Source organism: Mycobacterium sp. (genome assembly GCF_047975165.1).
Taxonomy (GTDB): Bacteria; Actinomycetota; Actinomycetes; order Mycobacteriales; family Mycobacteriaceae; genus Mycobacterium.
Genome location: NZ_JBKECZ010000032.1, coordinates 1 through 19,526 on the forward strand (window position 1 = coordinate 1; position 19,526 = coordinate 19,526).

A 19,526-nucleotide genomic window follows, 5' to 3' on the forward strand; every position below is an offset into this window, starting at 1 on the left:
CCCGGCGGCGACGGCGGCGCCGGGTGTGGTGCCGCCGACGGCGGCACCACCACCACGGGGGGCGCCGGAGGCTCCGGTGGGGCTGGCGCCCGGAGCCGCTCTACCGTCGGCCCCGGCGGCTCCGGCGGCGCCGGCGGCCCCGGCGGCACCCGTGGTGCTCCCGATGCCACCGGCCCCACCGAGGGCGGCGCGGGCGGCAACGGCAACAACGGCGGTAACGCCGGGCCAGGCGGTAAAGCCGGCAACGGCGGCAACGGCGGCAACGGCGGCAATGCCGCCAACGGCGGCATAACGAACACCGGCGGCGCCGGAGGTCGCGGCGGCGCCGGCCGCGGGATCCAGGGATCTACAACGGTAGGCGACGGCGGTAACGGCGGCGACGGCGGCGACGGTGGCAACAGCGGGGTCGCCGCGGGCGCCGGCACCAGCACCGGCGGCCCCGGCGGCAGCGGCGGCAACGGCGGTCCAGGCAAGACCAATGGCTTGAGCGGCGACGGCGGTGACGGCGGCGGTGGCGGTAGCAGCGGAGGCGGCGGTACGGCCAACGGCGGCAACGGCGGCAAAGGCGGCAACGGCGGGGCCGGCGGCACCGGTGGCGACGGCGGCACCGGTGGCGGCGGTGGAGGAGCCGGCAGCGGCAGTACCGCCGGGAGCGCCAGCGTTACACCCGGTGAGGGTGGAAACGGCGGCAACGGCGGCAGTACCGCTGGCACCGGCGGCGACGGCGGCAAAGGCGGCAACGGCGGCAACCGCTCCGGCAGCCACCCCAGCGGCGACGGGGGCGCCGGGGGCGGTGGCGGCGGCGGCGGACTCTCCAGTGCGGGCGGCGCCGGAGGCATAGGCGGCAACGGCGGCACGGCCGGGCCGGCTGGCGCCGGTGGCGACGGCGGTGGCGGCGGAGGCGGCGGCGGTACCAGCACCGCTGGCAGCGGTGGTACCGGGGGGACGCCCACCGGCGGTGGTATTGGCGGCACGGCCGGTACCGGCGGCACGGGTGCCACCTCCGGCGGCAACGGCGGTACGCACACTGGCACGGGTGGCGGTGCCAGCGGCACCGCCGGCATGGCCGGGGCCTGATATTGCAGTGCGTCCTTGGGGCGAAGGGCGCCCCAGCGCAGGGAGCACCGGAATGCCGGTGAACAAAACGCCTCGGTGCGCAAACATTTACCGCACCGCGCTGTGAAAGTGACACTGGTTGAGCACAGTTGTCCCGATGACGGCGCGGAGGCTGACCCTGAGGTGTGCGGCCATGGTGGCCGGAGTGTTCGGCATGTCGTCCACGCTGGTGTCGCCACCCGCCCACGCCGACATGATGGGCAACGCTTTCCTCAACGCCCTCAACGACGTCGGTATCCAATTCGGGCAGCCCGAAACGACGATGGCAACCGGCCGGTCGATCTGCCCCGAGGTGCTCTCACCGGGCGGCACCCTCGATGCCGTCGTCGCCGAGGTTGCCGAACTCAATGGTTTCTCCACCGACATGGCAGCCGCCTTCGCCATCGTCGCGATCTCGACGTACTGTCCGTCGCTGTTGTCGCCGCTGTTTCCCAGACGATTGCAGGCGTAGTTCCCACCCACCGCACCTGGCAACCCCGCCGCGGGTGCCCGTAACCTCTACCGAGTGGTCGACGACAGCAGGGGGCGCAGCACCCGTGGGCACAGTCGGCGCCGGACGCCCAGCGGCGACCGCGGGCGCGCACCTGACGACGGTCCCCGGATTCCCGACGATATCGACGCCCGGCAACTGGCCCCGGAGGTCCGCCGCGAATTGAGCACCCTGGACCGGGCCAGCGCGGACAGGGTGGCGCGCCACCTGGTAGCGGCGGGCGGCCTGCTCGACGACGATCCCGAAGCCGCGCTGAGTCACGCACGGGCGGCTCGCGCCCGGGCCAGCCGGATTGCCGCCGTTCGCGAGGCCGTCGGAATCGCCGCCTACCACTGCGGCGACTGGGCTCAGGCGCTGGCCGAATTGCGGGCCGCGCGCAGAATGGGCAGCAAATCCGCTCTGCTGGCATTGATCGCCGATTGTGAACGCGGCCTGGGGCGCCCGCAGAAGGCGATCGACCTGGCCCGCGGCCCGGAGGCGGCCCAGCTCACCGGTGACGACGCCGACGAGTTGCGGATCGTGGCCGCCGGCGCTCGCGCCGACCTGAGCCAGTTCGAGCAGGCCCTGACTGTGCTGTCCAACCCGCCGCTGGACCCGAAGCGCACCGGCACCACGGCCGCGCGGCTGTTCTACGCCTACGCCGAGACGCTGCTGGCGCTGGAACGCACCGACGAGGCGTTGCAGTGGTTCCTGCGTTCGGCGGCGGCCGATATCGACGGCGCGACCGATGCCGAAGAACGGGTCGGCGAACTTGGCTGAGTTCAGATCGCTTGCGCAGCAATACGACTGCCTGCTGCTGGATTTGGATGGAACCGTGTTCCGCGGCCACTCGGCCACCGAGGGAGCCGTCGAGTCGCTGGCCAGGGTCGAGGCCCGCACCTTGTTCGTCACCAACAACGCCTCGCGCAGCGCCTCCGAAGTCGCCACGCATCTGGGCGATCTCGGCTTCACCGCCGGCCCCGACGACGTCGTCACCAGTGCCCAATCCGCAGCCCGCCTGTTGGCCGGCCAGCTCCCCGCCGGGACGAAAGTGCTGGTCATCGGCACCGATGCGCTGGCGGGCGAAATCACCTCAGCCGGCTTGGTGCCGGTCCGGCGATTCGAGGACCGACCCGGGGCCGTCGTGCAGGGCCTGTCGATGGTGGTCGGCTGGCCCGAGCTCGCCGAGGCGGCGCTGGCCATCCGGGCCGGCGCGGTGTGGGTGGCCACCAACATCGATGCGACGCTGCCCACCGAGCGGGGCCTGTTGCCGGGCAACGGCGCCCTGGTCGCGCTGCTGTGCACCGCGACCGGCGCGGCGCCCCAGGTGGCGGGCAAGCCCGGGCCGCAGCTGCTCAACGATGCCGTGGCGCGGGGCAGGTCGCGCTCCCCGCTGGTGGTCGGGGATCGGCTGGACACCGACATCGAGGGGGCCAGCGCCGCCGGCCTGCCCAGCCTGATGGTGCTCACCGGGGTGAACTCCGCGCGCGACGCCGTGTACGCCGAACCCGCCCGCCGGCCCACCTTCATCGGCCACGACCTGCGTTCGCTGCATCGGGACCCGGCCGGCCTAGCCGTGGGCCCGCAGCCGGGCTGGCGGGTCGAGGTCGCAGGGCAACGGGCAATGGTCTGGGCAACCGGCGACGAACAGGGGGACGATCTGGCGGTCGTTCGCGCCGTCGCCGCCGCCGTCTGGAGCCTGGACGCCCCGGTAGCCATCGAAGCCGGCGACCAGCGTGCCCGCGACGCCCTGGCTCGCTGGTCACTGCTGCAGGCCGGCTGATCATCACCGAGCAGGTGGGCGCCGTGTCCGCCGAGCGGTTCCGGCGGTACGCGCCCGAACTCGCCCTTTCCCGCGAGGGACTCGGCGAAGTGCGGCGGGTCCTGGCCCACATGCTGAGCATGTAGGCATTCACACACAAGGATTCGATGTGCCCGCACATCGACCGACCGCTCAGCGCGCCGGCGCCGAACCCCACCCGCAGCCTCTCGGCCGGCGACAACCGACCAGCGACTAGCGTGAGAACGCAATGACTATCGACCCCGACCAGATTCGCGCAGATATCGAAGCCCTGGTAGCGCAGCTGCCCGACACTGCCGATGCCGAGGACGCCCCATCGCTGGCGGAGCTCGAGGACATCGCACGCCGCCTGTCCGAGGCGCACGACGTGCTGCTGCGGGCCCTGGAGTCGGCGGAGAAGGGCTGAGTGCCCGCATGCCACGGCGTGCCCGCGTCGACGCCGAGCTGGTCCGCCGCGGGCTGGCCCGCTCCCGGGCACAGGCCGCCGAATTGATCGAAGCCGGACGGGTCCGCCTCGACGGCCTGCCGGTGGTCAAACCCGCCACCGGGATGACCCTCACCGCGGCACTGACGGTGACCGGGGACGGCGAACGCGGCTGGGTATCGCGCGGGGCGCACAAGCTCATCGGCGCGCTGGACGCCTTCGGGATCGTTGCGGCGGGCCGCCGCTGCCTGGACGCGGGCGCCTCGACCGGCGGGTTCACCGAGGTCCTGCTGGACCGGGGCGCAGCCGAAGTCGTTGCCGCCGACGTCGGTTACGGCCAGCTGGCCTGGCCGCTGCGCAACGATCCCCGGGTGCGGGTACTCGAACGCACCAACGTCCGCGAACTCACACCGGAGATGATCGGCGGGCCGGTCGAGCGGGTGGTGGCCGACCTCTCCTTCATCTCGCTGGCGACGGTGTTGCCCGCGCTGGTTGGGTGCGCGGGTCCGGGCGCCGATATCGTTCCCATGGTGAAGCCGCAATTCGAGGTGGGCAGGGGCCGGGTCGGACCCGGCGGGGTGGTCGCCGATTCGCGGTTGCGCGTGGACTCGGTGCTTGCCGTCGCGCACCGCGCGGCCGAGCTGGGCTGGCACCCGGTCGGCGCGGCGGCCAGTCCGTTGCCGGGCCCGGCGGGCAACGTCGAGTACTTTCTGTGGCTGCGGAGGCAGTCAGATCGCGCGCTGGCCGGTGACGCCCTAGTGTCGGCGGTGCACCGCGCTGTCGATGACGGCCCGGCGACACCGGTGGCACGGGTTACCCAAGGCGACCCCGGACAGTCTGCGGGAGACCGCAGGTGACCGCACAGCGAACCGTACTGCTGGTGGTCCACACCGGACGCGATGAGGCCGAGGAAACCGCCCGGTACGTCGAAAAAATATTGGGCGACAACGGTATTGAGCTTCATGCCTTGTCCGCCGAGGCGGTCGATCGAGGATCATTGCCGGTAGCGCCCGGTGATGTGCGCGCCGTCGGCGTCGGCATCGAAGTGGCCGACCCCGACCCGATGGTGGCCCGGGGCTGCGAACTGGTGTTGGTGCTGGGCGGCGACGGCACCTTCCTGCGCGCGGCCGAACTGGCGCGCAACGCCGGCATTCCGGTGCTGGGCGTCAATCTGGGCCGGATCGGTTTCCTGGCCGAAGCCGAAGCCGAAGCCATCGACGCGGTGCTGCGACACATCGTCGCCAGGGACTACCGGGTGGAAGATCGCCTCACCCTCGATGTGACCGTGCGCCACCGCGGCCAGATCATCCAGCGGGGCTGGGCGCTCAACGAAGCGAGCCTGGAGAAGGGGCCGCGGCTGGGCGTGCTCGGTGTCGTCGTCGAAATCGACGGCCGCCCGGTGTCGACATTCGGTTGTGACGGCGTGCTGGTCTCCACACCGACCGGCTCCACCGCGTACGCCTTCTCCGCCGGCGGACCGCTGCTGTGGCCGGACCTCGAAGCGATCCTGGTGGTGCCCAACAACGCTCACGCACTGTTCGGCCGGCCGATGGTCACCAGCCCGGACGCCGCGATCGCCGTCGAGATCGAGGCCGATGGTCACGACGCACTGGTGTTCTGCGACGGCCGCAGGGAAATGCTGGTGCCGGCCGGCGGGCGCCTTGAGGTGAGCCGCGCCGTCACGCCGGTCAAATGGGCGCGGCTGGACAGCGCGCCGTTCACCGACCGGCTGGTGACCAAGTTCCGGTTGCCGGTGACGGGTTGGCGCGGGCGGTAGCCGATGCTGACCGAGTTGCGAATCGAGTCGCTGGGCGCGATCACCGTCGCTACCGCGGAATTCGGCAGCGGGCTGACCGTGCTGACCGGCGAGACCGGAGCCGGCAAGACCATGGTGGTCACTGGCCTGCACCTACTCAGCGGCGCCCGCGCCGACCCGGCCCGCATCCGGTCCGGATGCGACCGTGCTGTCGCCGAAGGCCGTTTCACCACAGCCGATGTCGATGACACCGTGACCGCCGACCTGGAGGAGATTCTCGACGCCTCGGGTGCCGAGCGCGACGAAGACGGCAGTGTGATCGCGCTGCGCCGGGTCAGCCGGGACGGCCCGTCGCGCGCCTGGCTCGGGGGTCGCAGCGTGCCGGCGAAGTCGCTCACCGGCTTCACTGCCCGGCTGCTGGCGCTGCACGGCCAGAACGACCAGCTGCGCCTGATGCGCGCCGACGAGCAGCGGGCCGCGCTGGACCGGTTCGCCGCCACGGGTCCGACACTGCGCCGCTACCGCACATTGCGCGACGAGTGGTTGTCTGCCCGGCGCGATCTCACCGAGCGCCGCGACCGGGCCCGGGACCTGGCCCAGGAGGTCGACCGGCTCACCTTCGCGCTGACCGAGATCGCCGCGGTAGACCCGCAGCCGGGGGAGGACGACGCACTGGTCGCCGATATCGTGCGGCTTTCCGAATTGGACATGCTGCGGGAAGCCGCCGCCTCGGCGCGGTCGGCGCTAACGGGCAGCTCCGAGGAGTCACTCGGCGCTGCCGAAGCCCTGGGCCGGGCACGCGCGACGCTGGAGTCCACCGGCGATCCCGGGCTGGCCGCGCTGGCCGATCAGATCGGTTCGGCGCTGACGCTGGCCGTCGACGCCTCCGGTGAACTGGGCGACTATCTGGAAGGCTTACCCGCCGACGCGAGTGCACTGGACGCCAAGTTGGCACGCCAGGCCCAGCTGCGCACCCTGACCCGCAAATACGCTGCCGACATCGACGCGGTGTTGGGGTGGGCGCGGGAATCCGGCGAACGGCTGGCTCAACTCGATGTCTCCGAAGAGGGCCTGGCCGTACTCGAACGCCGGGTCGAGGAACTCCGGCTGCACCTGACCGAGGCCGCCGTCGACCTCAGCGGGATCCGCCGCACAGCGGCCGCCAAGCTGGCCGCCGAGGTGACCGCCGAGCTGTCCGCACTGGCCATGGCCGACGCGCAGTTCACCATCGGCGTCCGCGCCGATGACCTGAAACCTCATGACCCCGGCGCACTGACGCTGCCGTCCGGAGAATTCGTGCGGGCCGGAGTCGACGGCATCGACGTCGTCGAGTTCGGCTTCGCCGCGCACCGGGGCATGCCGGTGTCACCACTGGCCAAGACAGCATCCGGCGGCGAGCTGTCCAGGGTGATGCTGGCGCTGGAGGTGGTGCTGGCCACCTCGCGTAAGGAGGCGGCCGGCACCACCATGGTCTTCGACGAAGTCGACGCCGGCGTCGGTGGCCGGGCGGCGGTGCAGATCGGCCGCCGCCTGGCGCGGCTGGCCCAGAGCTGCCAGGTCATCGTCGTCACCCATTTGCCGCAGGTCGCGGCATACGCCGACGTCCACCTGGTGGTGCACAGCCAGAGCGCAGAGGGAGCGGGCGCCAGTGGCGTGCGGCGGCTCACCAGCGACGAACGGGTGGCCGAGCTGGCACGGATGCTGGCCGGGCTGGGCGAATCCGACAGTGCACGCGCCCACGCCCGGGAGTTGCTCGACACCGCGCAGAACGAACTCCGATAGGAGCGTGGGTCGGTAGCACGCCTGGTGGGGTGGTTTGACCCTGCACTGAGGGCGCCCTCCACTCGCACTTTTGCGCCACCGCCGCAGAGTGAACGCTCAGGGAGGCCGATACCCACCGCCGACCTGTTACAGATGTGATTATTTATAACTGCTGTTACAGATGTGACGGCGCGCCTCCACCCTCCAACGGTGCTTCGCAGTCAGAATCACCCTCCATGAGGATGTCAGCGCTCCTGTCCCGAAACACCGAACGCCCAGGCCTGATCGGCACCGCCCGAGTGGACCGCAATATCGATCGCCTGCTGCGCAGGGTCTGCCCGGGCGACATCGTCGTACTCGACATTTTGGACCTCGACCGCATCACCGCCGACGCTCTGGTCGAAGCGGACATCGCCGCCGTTGTCAACGCCTCGCCCTCGGTGTCGGGCCGCTATCCCAACCTCGGCCCCGAGGTGCTGGTCAACAACGGGGTCACCCTGATCGACGAGACCGGTCCGGAAATTTTCAAGAAGGTCAAGGACGGCTCAAAGATCCGTCTCCACGAAGGAGGCGTCTACGCCGGCGACCGGCGGCTCAGTCACGGCACCGAGCGCACCGACCACGACATCGCCGACCTGATGCGCGAGGCCAAGAGTGGCCTGGCCGCACACCTGGAGGCCTTCGCAGGCAACACGATCGAGTTCATCCGCAGCGAAAGCCCGCTGCTGATCGACGGCATCGGCATCCCCAACATCGACGTGGACATGCGCCGGCGGCACGTGGTGGTCGTCGCCGAGGAACCCAGCGCCGCCGACGACCTCAAGGCGCTCAAGCCGTTCGTCAAGGAATACCAGCCGGTGCTCGTCGGCGTCGGCCAGGGCGCCGACGTGCTGCGCAAGGCGGGGTATCGCCCACAGCTGATCGTCGGCGACCCCAGCCGGATCAGCACCGAGGTCCTCAAATGCGGCGCTCAGGTGGTGCTGCCGGCCGACGCCGACGGCCACGCACCGGGCCTGGAACGCATCCAGGATCTCGGTGTCGGGGCGATGACGTTCCCGGCAGCCGGTTCCGCGACCGACCTGGCCTTGCTGCTGGCCGATCACCACGGCGCCGCTCTGCTGGTCACCGCCGGCCACACCGCGAACATCGAGACGTTCTTCGACCGGACACGCTCGCAGAGCAACCCGTCGACATTCCTCACCAGGTTGCGGGTGGGGGAGAAGCTGGTGGACGCCAAGGCCGTCGCCACGCTCTACCGCAACCACATCTCCGCCGGGGCCATCGCACTGCTGGCCTTAACGATGCTCATCGCGATCATCGTGGTCCTGTGGGTGTCGCGCACCGACGGCATCGTGCTGAACTGGGTCACCGACTACTGGAACCAATTCACCCGGTGGATCCAGAACCTCCTGTCCTGAAAGCCGGCTCATGATTACTTTGCGGCAGCATGCCATCTCACTGGCCGCGGTCTTTTTGGCCCTGGCTTTCGGAGTCGTGCTGGGGTCCGGCTTCTTCTCCGACACCGTGCTGTCGGGCCTGCGCAGCGACAAGCACGGCTTGGCCTCCCAGATCAACGCGCTCAACGACGAGCGCACCGTACTCAACGAAAAACTTAGTGCGGCAAATGATTTCGACACCCAGATGCTGGGACGGATCGTGCACGACGCACTGGCAGGCAAGACCGTCGTCGTCTTCCGCACCCCCGACGCCGACAACGACGACGTCGCCGCGGCGGCCGATGTCGTCGCACAGGCCGGCGGGTCGATCACCGCAACGGTGTCGCTGACGCCCGAGTTCGTCGAAGCCAACTCGGGGGAAAAACTGCGGTCGGTGGTCAGTTCTTCGATCCTGCCCGCCGGCGCCCAGTTGAGCACCACCCTGATCGACCAGGGTTCGCAGGCCGGCGACCTGCTGGGGATAGCCATGCTCACCAACGGCAAACCTGATCTACCCGAAGTCGACGACACACAACGCGAAACCGTCCTGAGCGCCCTGCGCGAGACCGGCTTCATCACCTTCGACCCCGCCGACAGTATCGGTGCGGCCGACACGGCACTTGTGATCACCGGCGCGGGACTGCCCACCGATGCCGGCAACCAGGGAGTCACCGTGGCCAGGTTCGCCACCGCGCTGGCTCCCCACGGTTCGGGGATCGTGCTCGCCGGACGTGACGGCTCGGCGGGCGGCACCGCCGCAGTCGGGGTGACCCGCGCCGACCCCGGGATGGCGGGTGCTATCAGCACCGTCGACGACGTCGATACCGAGCAGGGCAGGATCACCGCCATCCTGGCCCTGCAGGATCTGCTCGCAGGCGCGCATCCCGGCCAATACGGCATAGGACATGCGGCGACCTCGGTGACCGTCGCCCAGTAAAAGCGGTGTCCGGGTACGGCAGGGCGTGTTTCCGGCGCAGGCCCGATACGGGTGTTAGGGTTAATTTCCGTGGTCCGGCAGGCCCATATCAGCCCTGCTCGTCTTCACGGAGGTCGCCTAGTTGCGTAAGCACTCGCATACCGCCACCAAGCACCTCTTCGTCAGCGGGGGCGTCGCCTCGTCGCTGGGCAAGGGCCTGACCGCCAGCAGCCTCGGCCAATTGCTGACCGCCCGCGGACTCTACGTGACGATGCAGAAGCTCGACCCGTATCTCAACGTCGACCCGGGCACCATGAACCCGTTCCAGCACGGCGAGGTATTCGTCACCGAGGACGGCGCGGAAACCGACCTCGACGTCGGCCACTACGAGCGCTTCCTGGACCGCGACCTGTCCGGGTCGGCGAACGTCACGACCGGACAGGTGTATTCGACCGTCATCGCCAAGGAGCGCCGCGGGGAATACCTCGGCGACACCGTCCAGGTGATCCCGCACATCACCGACGAGATCAAAAGGCGCATCCTGGCCATGGCCGAACCCGACGCCCTAGGCCACCGACCCGACGTCGTCATCACCGAAATCGGCGGCACCGTGGGCGACATCGAGTCGCAGCCGTTCCTGGAGGCCGCGCGGCAGGTGCGCCACGACGTGGGCCGCGACGACGTCTTCTTCCTGCACGTGTCGCTGGTGCCGTATCTGGCGCCCTCGGGTGAACTCAAGACCAAGCCCACCCAGCATTCGGTGGCCGCCCTGCGCAGTATCGGTATCAGCCCGGACGCATTGATTCTGCGCTGCGACCGCGATGTCCCCGAAGCGCTGAAAAACAAGATCGCCCTGATGTGCGACGTCGACATCGACGGTGTCATCTCCACCCCCGACGCACCCTCGATCTACGACATCCCCAAGGTGCTGCACCGCGAGGAACTCGACGCCTACGTGGTCCGCAGGCTCAACCTACCTTTCCGCGACGTCGACTGGACCGAATGGAACAACCTGCTGCGCCGGGTGCACGAGCCGCAGGACACCGTGCGAGTTGCCCTGGTGGGCAAGTACGTCGACCTATCAGATGCCTACCTGTCGGTATCCGAGGCGCTGCGTGCCGGCGGGTTCTCTCACCGCTCGCGCGTCGAAATCCATTGGGTGGCCTCCGACGACTGCGAGACACCCGGCGGGGCGGCCGCCGCGCTGGGCGACGTGCACGGGATCCTGATTCCCGGTGGGTTCGGCATCCGGGGCATCGAGGGGAAGGTCGGCGCCATCCGCTACGCACGAGAGCGCGGCGTGCCCGTGCTGGGACTGTGCCTGGGACTGCAGTGCATCGTGATCGAAGCCGCGCGGTCGGTCGGCATCACCCAGGCGAACTCGGCCGAATTCGAGCCGCAGACACCCGATCCGGTCATCTCGACCATGGCCGATCAGGAGCACATCGTCGCCGGCGGGGCGGATCTGGGCGGTACCATGCGCCTCGGCGCCTACCCCGCGACGTTGACGCCGGATTCGATTGTGGCACAGGCCTATGGGACGTCCACGGTTTCCGAACGTCACCGCCACCGCTACGAGGTGAACAACGCATACCGTGACCGCATCGCCGCCAGCGGGCTGCGATTCTGCGGAACCTCACCAGACGGCAACCTGGTGGAGTTCGTCGAATACCCCCCCGATCAGCACCCGTTCCTGGTCGGCACACAGGCGCACCCGGAACTGAAGAGCCGGCCCACCCGGCCGCATCCGCTGTTCGCCGCCTTCGTCAAGGCGGCCATCGACTACAAGGCGGGTGAACTGCTGCCGGTGGAGATGCCCGAAATCCCCGAGCGGCAGGAACCCGACGATGACGAGAGTCCCGGCGGCGTCGAGAGTCCCGACGGCGTCGAACAACCGCTGCCCGAACCCGCCACCAGTGCCTGAGCACGAATTCGAGACGCTGTCGTCGGAAAGTCTCTACCGGGGAGCTATTTTCGCACTCCGACGGGACGAAGTGCGAATGCCCGGCGGCAACGTCGCGATGCGTGAAGTAGTCGAGCACTACGGCGCGGTCGCGGTGGTGGCCATAGACGACGGCAACAACATCGCGATGCTCTACCAGTACCGACACAGCAGCGGCCGCCGGCTATGGGAACTGCCGGCCGGCCTGCTCGACGTCGCGGGCGAACCGCCGCACCTCACCGCCGCCCGGGAACTGGCCGAAGAGGCCGGCTTGCAGGCCGGCCGCTGGAGGCTGCTCGTCGACATCCAGACAGCACCCGGCTACAGCGACGAGGCGGTACGGATCTTCCTGGCCACCGACCTGACCCCGATCGCCCGCCCCGAGGCGCACGACGAAGAGGCCGACATGTCGATGCGGTGGTACGGCATCGATGACGCCGTCCAGCGGGTGTTGAGCGGTGAGTTCACCAATTCCATTGCCGTAGCAGGCATTCTGGCCGCGCATGCCGTCACCGAAGGCCTGGCGCAAACGCGTCCGGCGGACAGTCCCTGGATCGGCCGGCCCACCGCATTCGTAGACGGAATCGCCGACGGGGCACCGCGGTGACAACCGGGACCCTCGATTTCCAGATGCGCGGCTACCTGGACCACCTGACGATCGAGCGCGGCGTTGCGGCCAACACGCTCAGTTCCTACCGTCGTGATCTGCGCCGGTACTCCCAACACCTGGAGGAGCGGGGGATCCACGATCTGGCCAAGGTCGCCGAAGACGACGTCAGCGACTTCCTGGTGGCCCTGCGGCGCGGGGATCCCGAATCCGGGACGGCGGCGCTGTCGGCGGTGTCCGCGGCGCGGGCCCTGATCGCGGTGCGCGGCCTGCACCGGTTCGCCGCCGCCGAAGGCCTGGCCGAACTGGATGTGGCGCGCGCGGTGCGGCCGCCGACGCCGGGGCGGCGGCTGCCCAAGAGCCTCACCGTCGACCAGGTGCTGGCCCTGCTGGAAGCCGCCGGCGGCGAGGACGCCGCCGACGGCCCGTTGACGTTACGCAACCGGGCGCTGCTGGAACTGCTGTACTCCACGGGCTCACGGATCTCCGAGGCCGTCGGCCTGGACGTCGACGACATCGACACCCATGCCCGATCGGTGTTGTTGCGCGGCAAGGGCGGCAAGCAGCGACTGGTTCCCGTCGGACGCCCGGCGGTACGGGCGCTGGACGCCTATCTGGTGCGGGGACGCCCGGATCTGGCGCGGCGCGGGCGCGGAACCCCGGCGATCTTCCTCAACGCCCGGGGCGGCCGGCTGTCCCGGCAGAGTGCCTGGCAGGTCCTGCAGGACGCCGCCGGGCGGGCCGGGATCACCACGGGCGTGTCACCGCACATGCTGCGCCACTCGTTCGCCACCCATCTGCTCGAAGGCGGCGCGGATGTGCGCGTGGTGCAGGAACTGCTCGGCCACGCCTCGGTGACGACGACGCAGATCTACACCCTGGTCACCGTCCACGCACTGCGCGAGGTGTGGGCCGGCGCGCATCCGCGGGCGAATTAGCCCTGTGCGCATCCGCGCACCATCTGGCCCCGTGCGCATCCGCGCACCATCTAGCCCCGTGCGCATCCGCGCACCATCTAGCCCAGGTACTGCGACTCCAGCACCAGGTCGCGGAGCAGAGTCTGGTATTCCACGTGCGTCTTGTGTTCCACGGTCTGCCAGCTGACACCCTGCTGCTTGCGCATGTAGGCCCGGTATTTCGGTGCCCCCGGGATTCCGACGTTGTCGGCCACCACGATCGAGCCCGGGTGCAGCCAGCCGCAGTCCAGGATGCTCCGCAGATCCCGCAGGTAGGCCGTCTTGTCGTGGTCGATGAATACGAAATCCAGTGCACCGGAAGCGAATCCGTGAGCTTCGGCCAGCGTGTCCAGGGTGCGGCCGCCGTCGCCGAGGGTGCCGACGACACACGTCACCCGGTCCGCGACGCCGGCGTGTTCCCAGATCTGCCGGGCGTTGGCGGCGTTGGCCTCGGAAATTTCGACGGAATAGACCCTCGCGGCGGGAGCGGCACGCGCGATCCGCAGCGCGCCGTAGCCGCAGTAGGTTCCCAATTCGAGCGCCAGCGTCGGTTCGGCGCGGCGCACCGCGGTATCGAGGATGGCGCCCTTCTCGTCGCCGACGTTGATCAGCAGCGACTTCTCGTAGGCAAAGGTGTCGATGGCGGCCAGCACGTCGTCGGCGTCCCCGGCGGTCGCGTTCTGCAGCACGTAGCGGACGGCCGCGGCCTCTCGGCCGTCGCCGATCTGACCGGTCCGGGAGATGTTGAGCAGTCCAGGCACCATCCGCCAGACCGACCAGCGCAGGGCCGGAAACCGGGATTTCAGGCTCATCGCAGCCACCTTACGCGGGGATTCCGCCTAGCCGACGGGCCAGCACGCCGTGCATCGGCCGGGGCGGGCGAGCGCAGCCGTTAGACTTTCCAGCGATGTCCACCCAGACCCACGTCATCGCCGCGGCGGACGGTCAACACCGGCCATGACCCTCCCGCCCGGCAGCGGCCCGGAGATCGGCCTGACCGGCCGGCCGTCGCAAGTGCTGCCCGACCCCCAGCCGCTGAGCACCCACGGCCCGGCCAAGGTCGTCGCGATGTGCAATCAGAAGGGCGGAGTCGGCAAGACCACGTCGACGATCAACCTGGGTGCGGCGCTGGCCGAGTACGGACGCCGGGTCCTGCTGGTGGACCTGGACCCGCAGGGTGCCCTGTCGGCCGGTCTGGGCGTGCCGCACTACGAACTGGACAAGACCATCCACAACGTGCTGGTGGAGCCCCGGGTCGCCATCGACGACGTGCTGATTCACACCCGGGTGAAGAACCTGGACCTGGTCCCCAGCAATATCGACCTCTCCGCGGCGGAGATCCAGCTGGTCAACGAGGTGGGCCGGGAACAAACCCTGGGCCGGGCACTGTATCCGGTGCTGGACCGCTACGACTACGTGCTGATCGACTGCCAGCCGTCGCTGGGGCTGCTCACCGTCAACGGATTGGCCTGCGCAGAGGGAGTGGTGATCCCGACGGAGTGCGAGTTCTTCTCACTGCGCGGGCTGGCGCTGCTCACCGACACCGTCGACAAGGTGCGCGACCGGCTCAACCCCAAACTGACCGTCAGCGGCATTCTGATCACCCGGTACGACCCGCGGACCATCAACTCACGAGAGGTGATGGCCCGGGTGGTGGAGCGCTTCGGTGACCTGGTGTTTCACACCGTGATCACCCGAACCGTCCGTTTTCCGGAGACCTCAGTCGCCGGCGAACCCATCACCAGTTGGGCCCCCAAATCCAGCGGCGCCCTCGCATACCGTGCGCTGGCGCGCGAGTTCATCGACCGCTTCGGCGGGTGAACGCCATCTCGAGCAGCCCCGAAACCGGCGAGGCGGCGCCCGAGGACGGCTCCCCGGACGGTTTCCGGGTCAGGCTGACCAACTTCGAGGGCCCGTTCGACCTGCTGCTGCAACTCATCTTCGCCCATCGGCTCGACGTCACCGAGGTGGCGCTACACCAGGTCACCGACGAATTCATCGCCTACACCAAAGCCATCGGCAGCCGGCTGGACCTGGACGAGACCACCGCCTTCCTGGTGGTTGCGGCGACCCTGCTCGACCTCAAGGCCGCGCGGCTGCTGCCGTCGGGCCAGGTCGACGACGAAGAGGATCTGGCGCTGCTGGAGGTGCGCGACCTGCTGTTCGCCCGGTTGTTGCAGTATCGGGCGTTCAAGCACGTCGCGCAGATGTTCGCCGAGTTGGAGTCCGCCGCGCTGCGCAGCTATCCCCGGGCGGTGTCGCTGGAGGAGCGATACCTCAACCTGCTCCCGGAAGTGATGCTCGGCGTCGACCCCGCACGGTTCGCCGAGATCGCGGCCATCGCCTTCACCCCGCAGCCCGCACCCAGTGTGGACACCGGGCATCTGCACGCGCCGACGGTGTCGGTGGCAGAGCAGGCCGACAAACTCCTGGCCCGGCTGGAAACCTACGGCAGTGGGAAGTGGGCGACATTTTCGCAGTTGATCGCCGACTGCACGGTGGCGGCCGAGGTCGTAGGGAGATTCCTCGCGGTGCTCGAACTCTATCGATCCGGCACGGTAGCATTCGACCAGTCCGAGCCCCTTGGCGTTCTTCAGGTTTCGTGGACCGGAGAGCGGCCGTCCAGCACCGACGACGATGCAGAGCGAGTAGCAGAGCGAAGCGATGACTGACCAGCCTCAGGAGCCCCCGGCCGGCGTCTCCGACGTCCCCTGCGTCCCCGACATCCTCGACAGCCCCGGCCTCCCCGACATCGCCGAGCCCGCCGAGATGGAGCCCGGCGAATTGGCCCGGGTGCTCGAAGCGCTGCTGCTGGTGGTGGACACGCCGGTGCCGTCGGAGGCACTGGCCACCGCGACCGGGCAGCCCGTCTACCGGGTGGTTGCCCAGCTGGGGCAGCTGGCCGAGGCGCTCGCCGACCGGGACAGCGGGATCGACCTTCGGCAGAATAGCGACGGCTGGCGGCTCTACACCCGCGCTCGGTTCGCCCCGTACGTCGAGAAGCTGCTGCTCGACGGTGCCCGCAGCAAGCTGACCCGGGCCGCCCTGGAGACGCTAGCCGTGGTGGCCTACCGGCAGCCGGTGACCCGGGCGCGAGTCAGCGCCGTGCGAGGTGTCAACGTCGATGCGGTGATGCGCACGTTGCTGGTGCGCGGCCTGGTCACCGAAGTGGGAACCGACGAAAACTCCGGCGCAACCCTGTTCGCAACCACCGAATTGTTCTTGGAGCGTTTAGGATTGACCTCGCTTTCCGACCTCCCCGACATCGCGCCGCTGCTTCCCGACGTTGACACCATCGACGAACTCAGCGAATCCCTGGACAGCGAGCCGCGTTTCGCCAAACTTCAGCACGGCGCGACACCGCGGCAGCCGCTCGCCTTCGACGTGGATCGTGACTGATGGCCGAATCCGACGAGCCACAGGGTATTCGCCTGCAGAAAGTGTTGTCCCGAGCGGGAATTGCCTCCCGGCGGACCGCGGAGAAGATGATCGTCGATGGACGTATCGAGGTCGACGGTCAGGTGGTGACCGAGCTTGGCACCCGGGTGGATCCGGACACGGCCGTGATCCGCGTCGACGGAGTCAAGGTGGTACTCGATGACACGCTGGTCTACCTGGCGCTGAACAAGCCCCGCGGGATGCACTCGACGATGTCGGATGACCGGGGCCGGCCCTGCATCGGCGACCTGATCGAACGAAAGGTCCGCGGCAACAAGAACCTGTTCCATGTGGGGCGCCTGGATGCCGACACCGAGGGGCTGATCCTGCTGACCAATGACGGCGAGTTGGCGCACCGGCTGATGCATCCCTCCCACGAGGTGCGCAAGACCTACCTTGCGACGGTGACCGGTGCGGTGCCGCGCGGGCTGGGCAAACGGTTGCGTGCGGGCGTCGAGCTGGACGACGGTCCGGTGCGGGTCGACGATTTCGCACTGGTCGATTCGATCCCGGGAAAGACCCTGCTGCGAGTGACCCTGCACGAGGGTCGAAACCGCATTGTGCGGCGGATGCTGGCGGAGGTCGGTTTTCCGGTGGAGGCGCTGGTGCGCGTCGACATCGGCGGGGTCGCGCTCGCCGAGCAGCGCCCGGGGTCGGTTCGTGCACTGCGCCGCGACGAAATCGGCACGCTATTCAAGGCGGTCGGGCTGTGAGCCGATCCGAACACCTCGCCCCGAGCACGAAGGGCGCAGCGGGCGGGCTCGTCATCACCATCGACGGCCCGGCGGGCACCGGAAAGTCCTCGGTCTCACGCGGTCTGGCGCGGGCACTGGGGGCACGCTTTCTCGACACCGGGGCGATGTACCGGATGGTGACATTGGCGGTGCTGCGGGCCGGAGTCGACCCCGAAGATGCTGCCGCAGTTGCCGAGTGCGCCTCAACCGTAGAGTTGTCGATCGGTCATGATCCAGATTCGAGCCTCTTTCACCTTGCCGGAGAGGATGTTTCGACTCAGATCCGCACCGACGATGTCACTCGGGCGGTGTCGGCGGTGTCGGCGGTGCCGACGGTGCGCAGCCGGCTGGTCGGTATTCAGCGGGACATGGCCGCGGGCCCGGACAGTATCGTGGTGGAGGGCCGCGACATCGGAACCGTGGTATTCCCCGATGCACCGGTGAAGGTTTTCCTGACCGCTTCGGCGGAGACCCGTGCGCGCCGGCGCAACACCCAGAATGTGCGGGCGGGCCTGGCCGACGACTACGACGCGGTACTGGCCGATGTGCGCCGCCGGGACCATCGCGACTCCACCCGCGTGGTGTCACCCTTGCAGGCGGCAACCGATGCGATCGTAGTCGACACCGGCGACATGACCCAGTCCGAGGTGATCGAACATCTGCGGGCTCTCGTCACCCAGCGAAGCGAGGCCCCATGTTGACTCAGGACGGCACCTGGTCGGACGAAAGCGACTGGGATTTAACGGATTCGGGATCCGAGGAGCCGGCCGGACCCGGGCCGGCGCCGGTCGTGGCCATCGTGGGCCGGCCCAATGTCGGAAAGTCGACGCTGGTGAACCGGATCATCGGCCGGCGTGAGGCCGTCGTGCAGGATGTGCCCGGCGTGAGCCGGGATCGGGTGTCCTACGACGCATTGTGGACCGGGCGCCGGTTCGTGGTGCAGGACACCGGGGGATGGGAGCCCGACGCCAAGGGCCTGCAGCAATTGGTCGCCGAACAGGCCTCGGTGGCCATGCGCACCGCCGACGCGGTGATCCTGGTGGTTGACGCCACCGTCGGCGCCACCGCCGCCGACGAGGCCGCGGCCCGGATCCTGCTGCGCTCGGGCAAGCCGGTGTTCCTGGCGGCCAACAAGGTTGACTCCGAGCGGGCCGAGGCCGACGCTGCCGCGTTGTGGTCGCTGGGCATGGGCGAACCCCATACAATCAGCGCGATGCACGGCCGCGGGGTGGCCGATCTGCTCGATGTGCTGCTGACCGCACTGCCCGAAGTCGCCGAAGCCGCAGCGGCCGGTGGCGGACCTCGCCGGGTGGCACTCGTCGGCAAACCCAACGTCGGAAAGAGCTCGCTGCTGAACAAGCTCGCCGGCGATCAGCGCTCGGTGGTGCACGACACCGCCGGCACCACCGTCGACCCGGTGGACTCGCTGATCGACCTCGACGGCCGGACGTGGCGGTTCGTCGACACTGCGGGTTTGCGGCGCAAGGTCGGCCAGGCCAGCGGGCACGAGTTCTACGCCTCAGTGCGCACCCGCGGGGCCATCGACGCCGCCGAGGTGGCGATCGTGCTCATCGACGCCTCCCAGTCGCTCACCGAACAGGATCTGCGGGTGCTGTCGATGGTGATCGAAGCCGGCCGCGCCCTGGTGCTGGCCTACAACAAGTGGGATCTGGTCGACGAAGACCGCCGCGATCTGCTGGAACGCGAGATCGACCGCGAGCTGGTACAGGTGCGCTGGGCGCAGCGGGTCAACATTTCCGCCAAGACCGGCCGGGCAACCCAGAAGCTGGTGCCGGCCATGGAGAGTGCGCTGGCATCCTGGGACACCAGGATCGCGACCGGCCCGCTGAACACTTGGATCAAGGAGATCGTCGCCGCCACCCCGCCGCCGGTGCGGGGCGGCAAGCAGCCCCGCATCCTGTTCGCCACCCAGGCCACCGCCCGCCCGCCGACGTTCGTGCTGTTCACCACCGGTTTCCTGGAGGCCGGGTACCGGCGGTTCCTGGAGCGGCGGCTCCGTGAATCGTTCGGGTTCGAGGGCTCGCCGATCCGGATCAACGTGCGGGTCCGGGAGAAACGCTCGGCCAAACGGCGCTGAGCGCAGCGACGGCCGCGCGCCCAGGATTGCCCTGCGGTAGGCTTTCGACCTGCTGCCGGTTCGCCGACGGCG

Annotated in this window: 19 protein-coding genes and 1 pseudogene; 19 read left to right on the forward strand and 1 reads right to left on the reverse strand. The window is 69.3% G+C overall.

Going from position 1 to position 19,526, the window contains the following annotated elements; all coding sequences use genetic code 11:
* From ACK5M9_RS02615 to xerD, 13 genes and pseudogenes are all read left to right on the forward strand, one after another.
* A pseudogene (locus tag ACK5M9_RS02615) lies at nt 1-1,077 on the forward strand (PE family protein); the annotation flags it as partial.
* 136 nt (nt 1,078-1,213) lie between these two features.
* Nucleotides 1,214-1,567: a DUF732 domain-containing protein gene (locus ACK5M9_RS02620; protein WP_416891649.1), complete on the forward strand. Its 354-nt coding sequence runs from the start codon at nt 1,214-1,216 to the stop codon at nt 1,565-1,567.
* Between the two features lie 54 nt (nt 1,568-1,621).
* On the forward strand, nt 1,622-2,365 hold the full coding sequence (locus ACK5M9_RS02625; protein ID WP_416891650.1) for a hypothetical protein: 744 nt from the start codon (nt 1,622-1,624) through the stop codon (nt 2,363-2,365).
* On the forward strand, nt 2,358-3,368 hold the full coding sequence (locus ACK5M9_RS02630) for an HAD-IIA family hydrolase (protein WP_416891651.1): 1,011 nt from the start codon (nt 2,358-2,360) through the stop codon (nt 3,366-3,368). The genes ACK5M9_RS02625 and ACK5M9_RS02630 overlap by 8 nt, the downstream gene beginning before the upstream one ends.
* Nucleotides 3,369-3,615: 247 nt before the next feature.
* Entirely contained in the window at nt 3,616-3,792 is a 177-nt protein-coding gene (locus tag ACK5M9_RS02635; RefSeq protein ID WP_416891652.1) for a hypothetical protein, read from the forward strand.
* Between the two features lie 8 nt (nt 3,793-3,800).
* Entirely contained in the window at nt 3,801-4,667 is an 867-nt protein-coding gene (locus tag ACK5M9_RS02640) for a TlyA family RNA methyltransferase (protein ID WP_416891653.1), read from the forward strand.
* Nucleotides 4,664-5,587, forward strand: coding sequence for an NAD kinase (locus tag ACK5M9_RS02645; RefSeq protein WP_416891654.1), 924 nt, complete (start codon nt 4,664-4,666; stop codon nt 5,585-5,587). Before ACK5M9_RS02640 ends, ACK5M9_RS02645 begins: the two co-directional genes overlap by 4 nt.
* 3 nt (nt 5,588-5,590) lie before the next feature.
* Entirely contained in the window at nt 5,591-7,348 is a 1,758-nt protein-coding gene (gene recN, locus ACK5M9_RS02650; protein ID WP_416891655.1) for a DNA repair protein RecN, read from the forward strand.
* A 215-nt stretch (nt 7,349-7,563) separates the two neighbouring features.
* Complete coding sequence (steA, locus tag ACK5M9_RS02655) at nt 7,564-8,745, forward strand: putative cytokinetic ring protein SteA (protein WP_416891656.1); 1,182 nt, start codon at nt 7,564-7,566, stop codon at nt 8,743-8,745.
* A gap of 10 nt (nt 8,746-8,755) precedes the next feature.
* The gene (locus ACK5M9_RS02660; RefSeq protein WP_416891657.1) at nt 8,756-9,700 is read left to right on the forward strand and encodes a copper transporter; all 945 of its coding nucleotides are present in this window, start codon (nt 8,756-8,758) and stop codon (nt 9,698-9,700) included.
* A gap of 121 nt (nt 9,701-9,821) precedes the next feature.
* Complete coding sequence (locus ACK5M9_RS02665) at nt 9,822-11,603, forward strand: CTP synthase (protein WP_416891658.1); 1,782 nt, start codon at nt 9,822-9,824, stop codon at nt 11,601-11,603.
* Complete coding sequence (locus ACK5M9_RS02670; protein WP_416891659.1) at nt 11,596-12,228, forward strand: NUDIX domain-containing protein; 633 nt, start codon at nt 11,596-11,598, stop codon at nt 12,226-12,228. Before ACK5M9_RS02665 ends, ACK5M9_RS02670 begins: the two co-directional genes overlap by 8 nt.
* A gap of 23 nt (nt 12,229-12,251) precedes the next feature.
* Nucleotides 12,252-13,166 (forward strand): site-specific tyrosine recombinase XerD, encoded by a 915-nt coding sequence (xerD, locus tag ACK5M9_RS02675; RefSeq protein WP_416891706.1) that lies wholly within the window; start codon nt 12,252-12,254, stop codon nt 13,164-13,166.
* Nucleotides 13,167-13,243: 77 nt separating this feature from the next.
* On the opposite strand, the gene ACK5M9_RS02680 is transcribed toward xerD, so the two are convergent.
* Nucleotides 13,244-13,996, reverse strand: a complete 753-nt coding sequence (locus ACK5M9_RS02680) for an O-methyltransferase (protein ID WP_416891660.1) — start codon at nt 13,994-13,996, stop codon at nt 13,244-13,246.
* Between the two features lie 145 nt (nt 13,997-14,141).
* On the opposite strand from ACK5M9_RS02680, the gene ACK5M9_RS02685 reads away from it, so the two are divergent.
* The 6 genes from ACK5M9_RS02685 to der all read left to right on the forward strand — a co-directional run bounded on the left by ACK5M9_RS02685 (nt 14,142) and on the right by der (nt 19,454).
* Entirely contained in the window at nt 14,142-15,005 is an 864-nt protein-coding gene (locus tag ACK5M9_RS02685; RefSeq protein WP_416891661.1) for a ParA family protein, read from the forward strand.
* Entirely contained in the window at nt 15,002-15,856 is an 855-nt protein-coding gene (locus tag ACK5M9_RS02690; RefSeq protein WP_416891662.1) for a segregation/condensation protein A, read from the forward strand. The genes ACK5M9_RS02685 and ACK5M9_RS02690 overlap by 4 nt, the downstream gene beginning before the upstream one ends.
* A 97-nt stretch (nt 15,857-15,953) precedes the next feature.
* Nucleotides 15,954-16,583, forward strand: coding sequence for an SMC-Scp complex subunit ScpB (gene scpB / locus ACK5M9_RS02695; RefSeq protein ID WP_416891707.1), 630 nt, complete (start codon nt 15,954-15,956; stop codon nt 16,581-16,583).
* Complete coding sequence (locus ACK5M9_RS02700) at nt 16,583-17,335, forward strand: pseudouridine synthase (protein WP_416891663.1); 753 nt, start codon at nt 16,583-16,585, stop codon at nt 17,333-17,335. The genes scpB and ACK5M9_RS02700 overlap by 1 nt, the downstream gene beginning before the upstream one ends.
* A complete protein-coding gene (gene cmk, locus ACK5M9_RS02705; RefSeq protein WP_416891664.1) occupies nt 17,332-18,057 on the forward strand; it encodes a (d)CMP kinase in 726 nt (241 codons plus the stop codon). The genes ACK5M9_RS02700 and cmk overlap by 4 nt, the downstream gene beginning before the upstream one ends.
* A complete protein-coding gene (gene der, locus ACK5M9_RS02710) occupies nt 18,054-19,454 on the forward strand; it encodes a ribosome biogenesis GTPase Der (protein ID WP_416891708.1) in 1,401 nt (466 codons plus the stop codon). The genes cmk and der overlap by 4 nt, the downstream gene beginning before the upstream one ends.
* Nucleotides 19,455-19,526 lie beyond the last annotated feature (72 nt).

Coding starts and splice junctions, on each gene's coding strand:
- ACK5M9_RS02660 (WP_416891657.1), top strand. CDS start 8,756: ATGATTACTTTGCGGCAGCATGCCATCTCACTGGCCGCGGTCTTTTTG.
- ACK5M9_RS02635 (WP_416891652.1), top strand. CDS start 3,616: ATGACTATCGACCCCGACCAGATTCGCGCAGATATCGAAGCCCTGGTA.
- ACK5M9_RS02700 (WP_416891663.1), top strand. CDS start 16,583: ATGGCCGAATCCGACGAGCCACAGGGTATTCGCCTGCAGAAAGTGTTG.
- recN (WP_416891655.1), top strand. CDS start 5,591: ATGCTGACCGAGTTGCGAATCGAGTCGCTGGGCGCGATCACCGTCGCT.
- xerD (WP_416891706.1), top strand. CDS start 12,252: ATGCGCGGCTACCTGGACCACCTGACGATCGAGCGCGGCGTTGCGGCC.
- steA (WP_416891656.1), top strand. CDS start 7,564: ATGAGGATGTCAGCGCTCCTGTCCCGAAACACCGAACGCCCAGGCCTG.
- ACK5M9_RS02640 (WP_416891653.1), top strand. CDS start 3,801: ATGCCACGGCGTGCCCGCGTCGACGCCGAGCTGGTCCGCCGCGGGCTG.
- ACK5M9_RS02620 (WP_416891649.1), top strand. CDS start 1,214: ATGACGGCGCGGAGGCTGACCCTGAGGTGTGCGGCCATGGTGGCCGGA.
- scpB (WP_416891707.1), top strand. CDS start 15,954: ATGGAGCCCGGCGAATTGGCCCGGGTGCTCGAAGCGCTGCTGCTGGTG.
- ACK5M9_RS02685 (WP_416891661.1), top strand. CDS start 14,142: ATGACCCTCCCGCCCGGCAGCGGCCCGGAGATCGGCCTGACCGGCCGG.
- ACK5M9_RS02680 (WP_416891660.1), bottom strand. CDS start 13,996: ATGAGCCTGAAATCCCGGTTTCCGGCCCTGCGCTGGTCGGTCTGGCGG.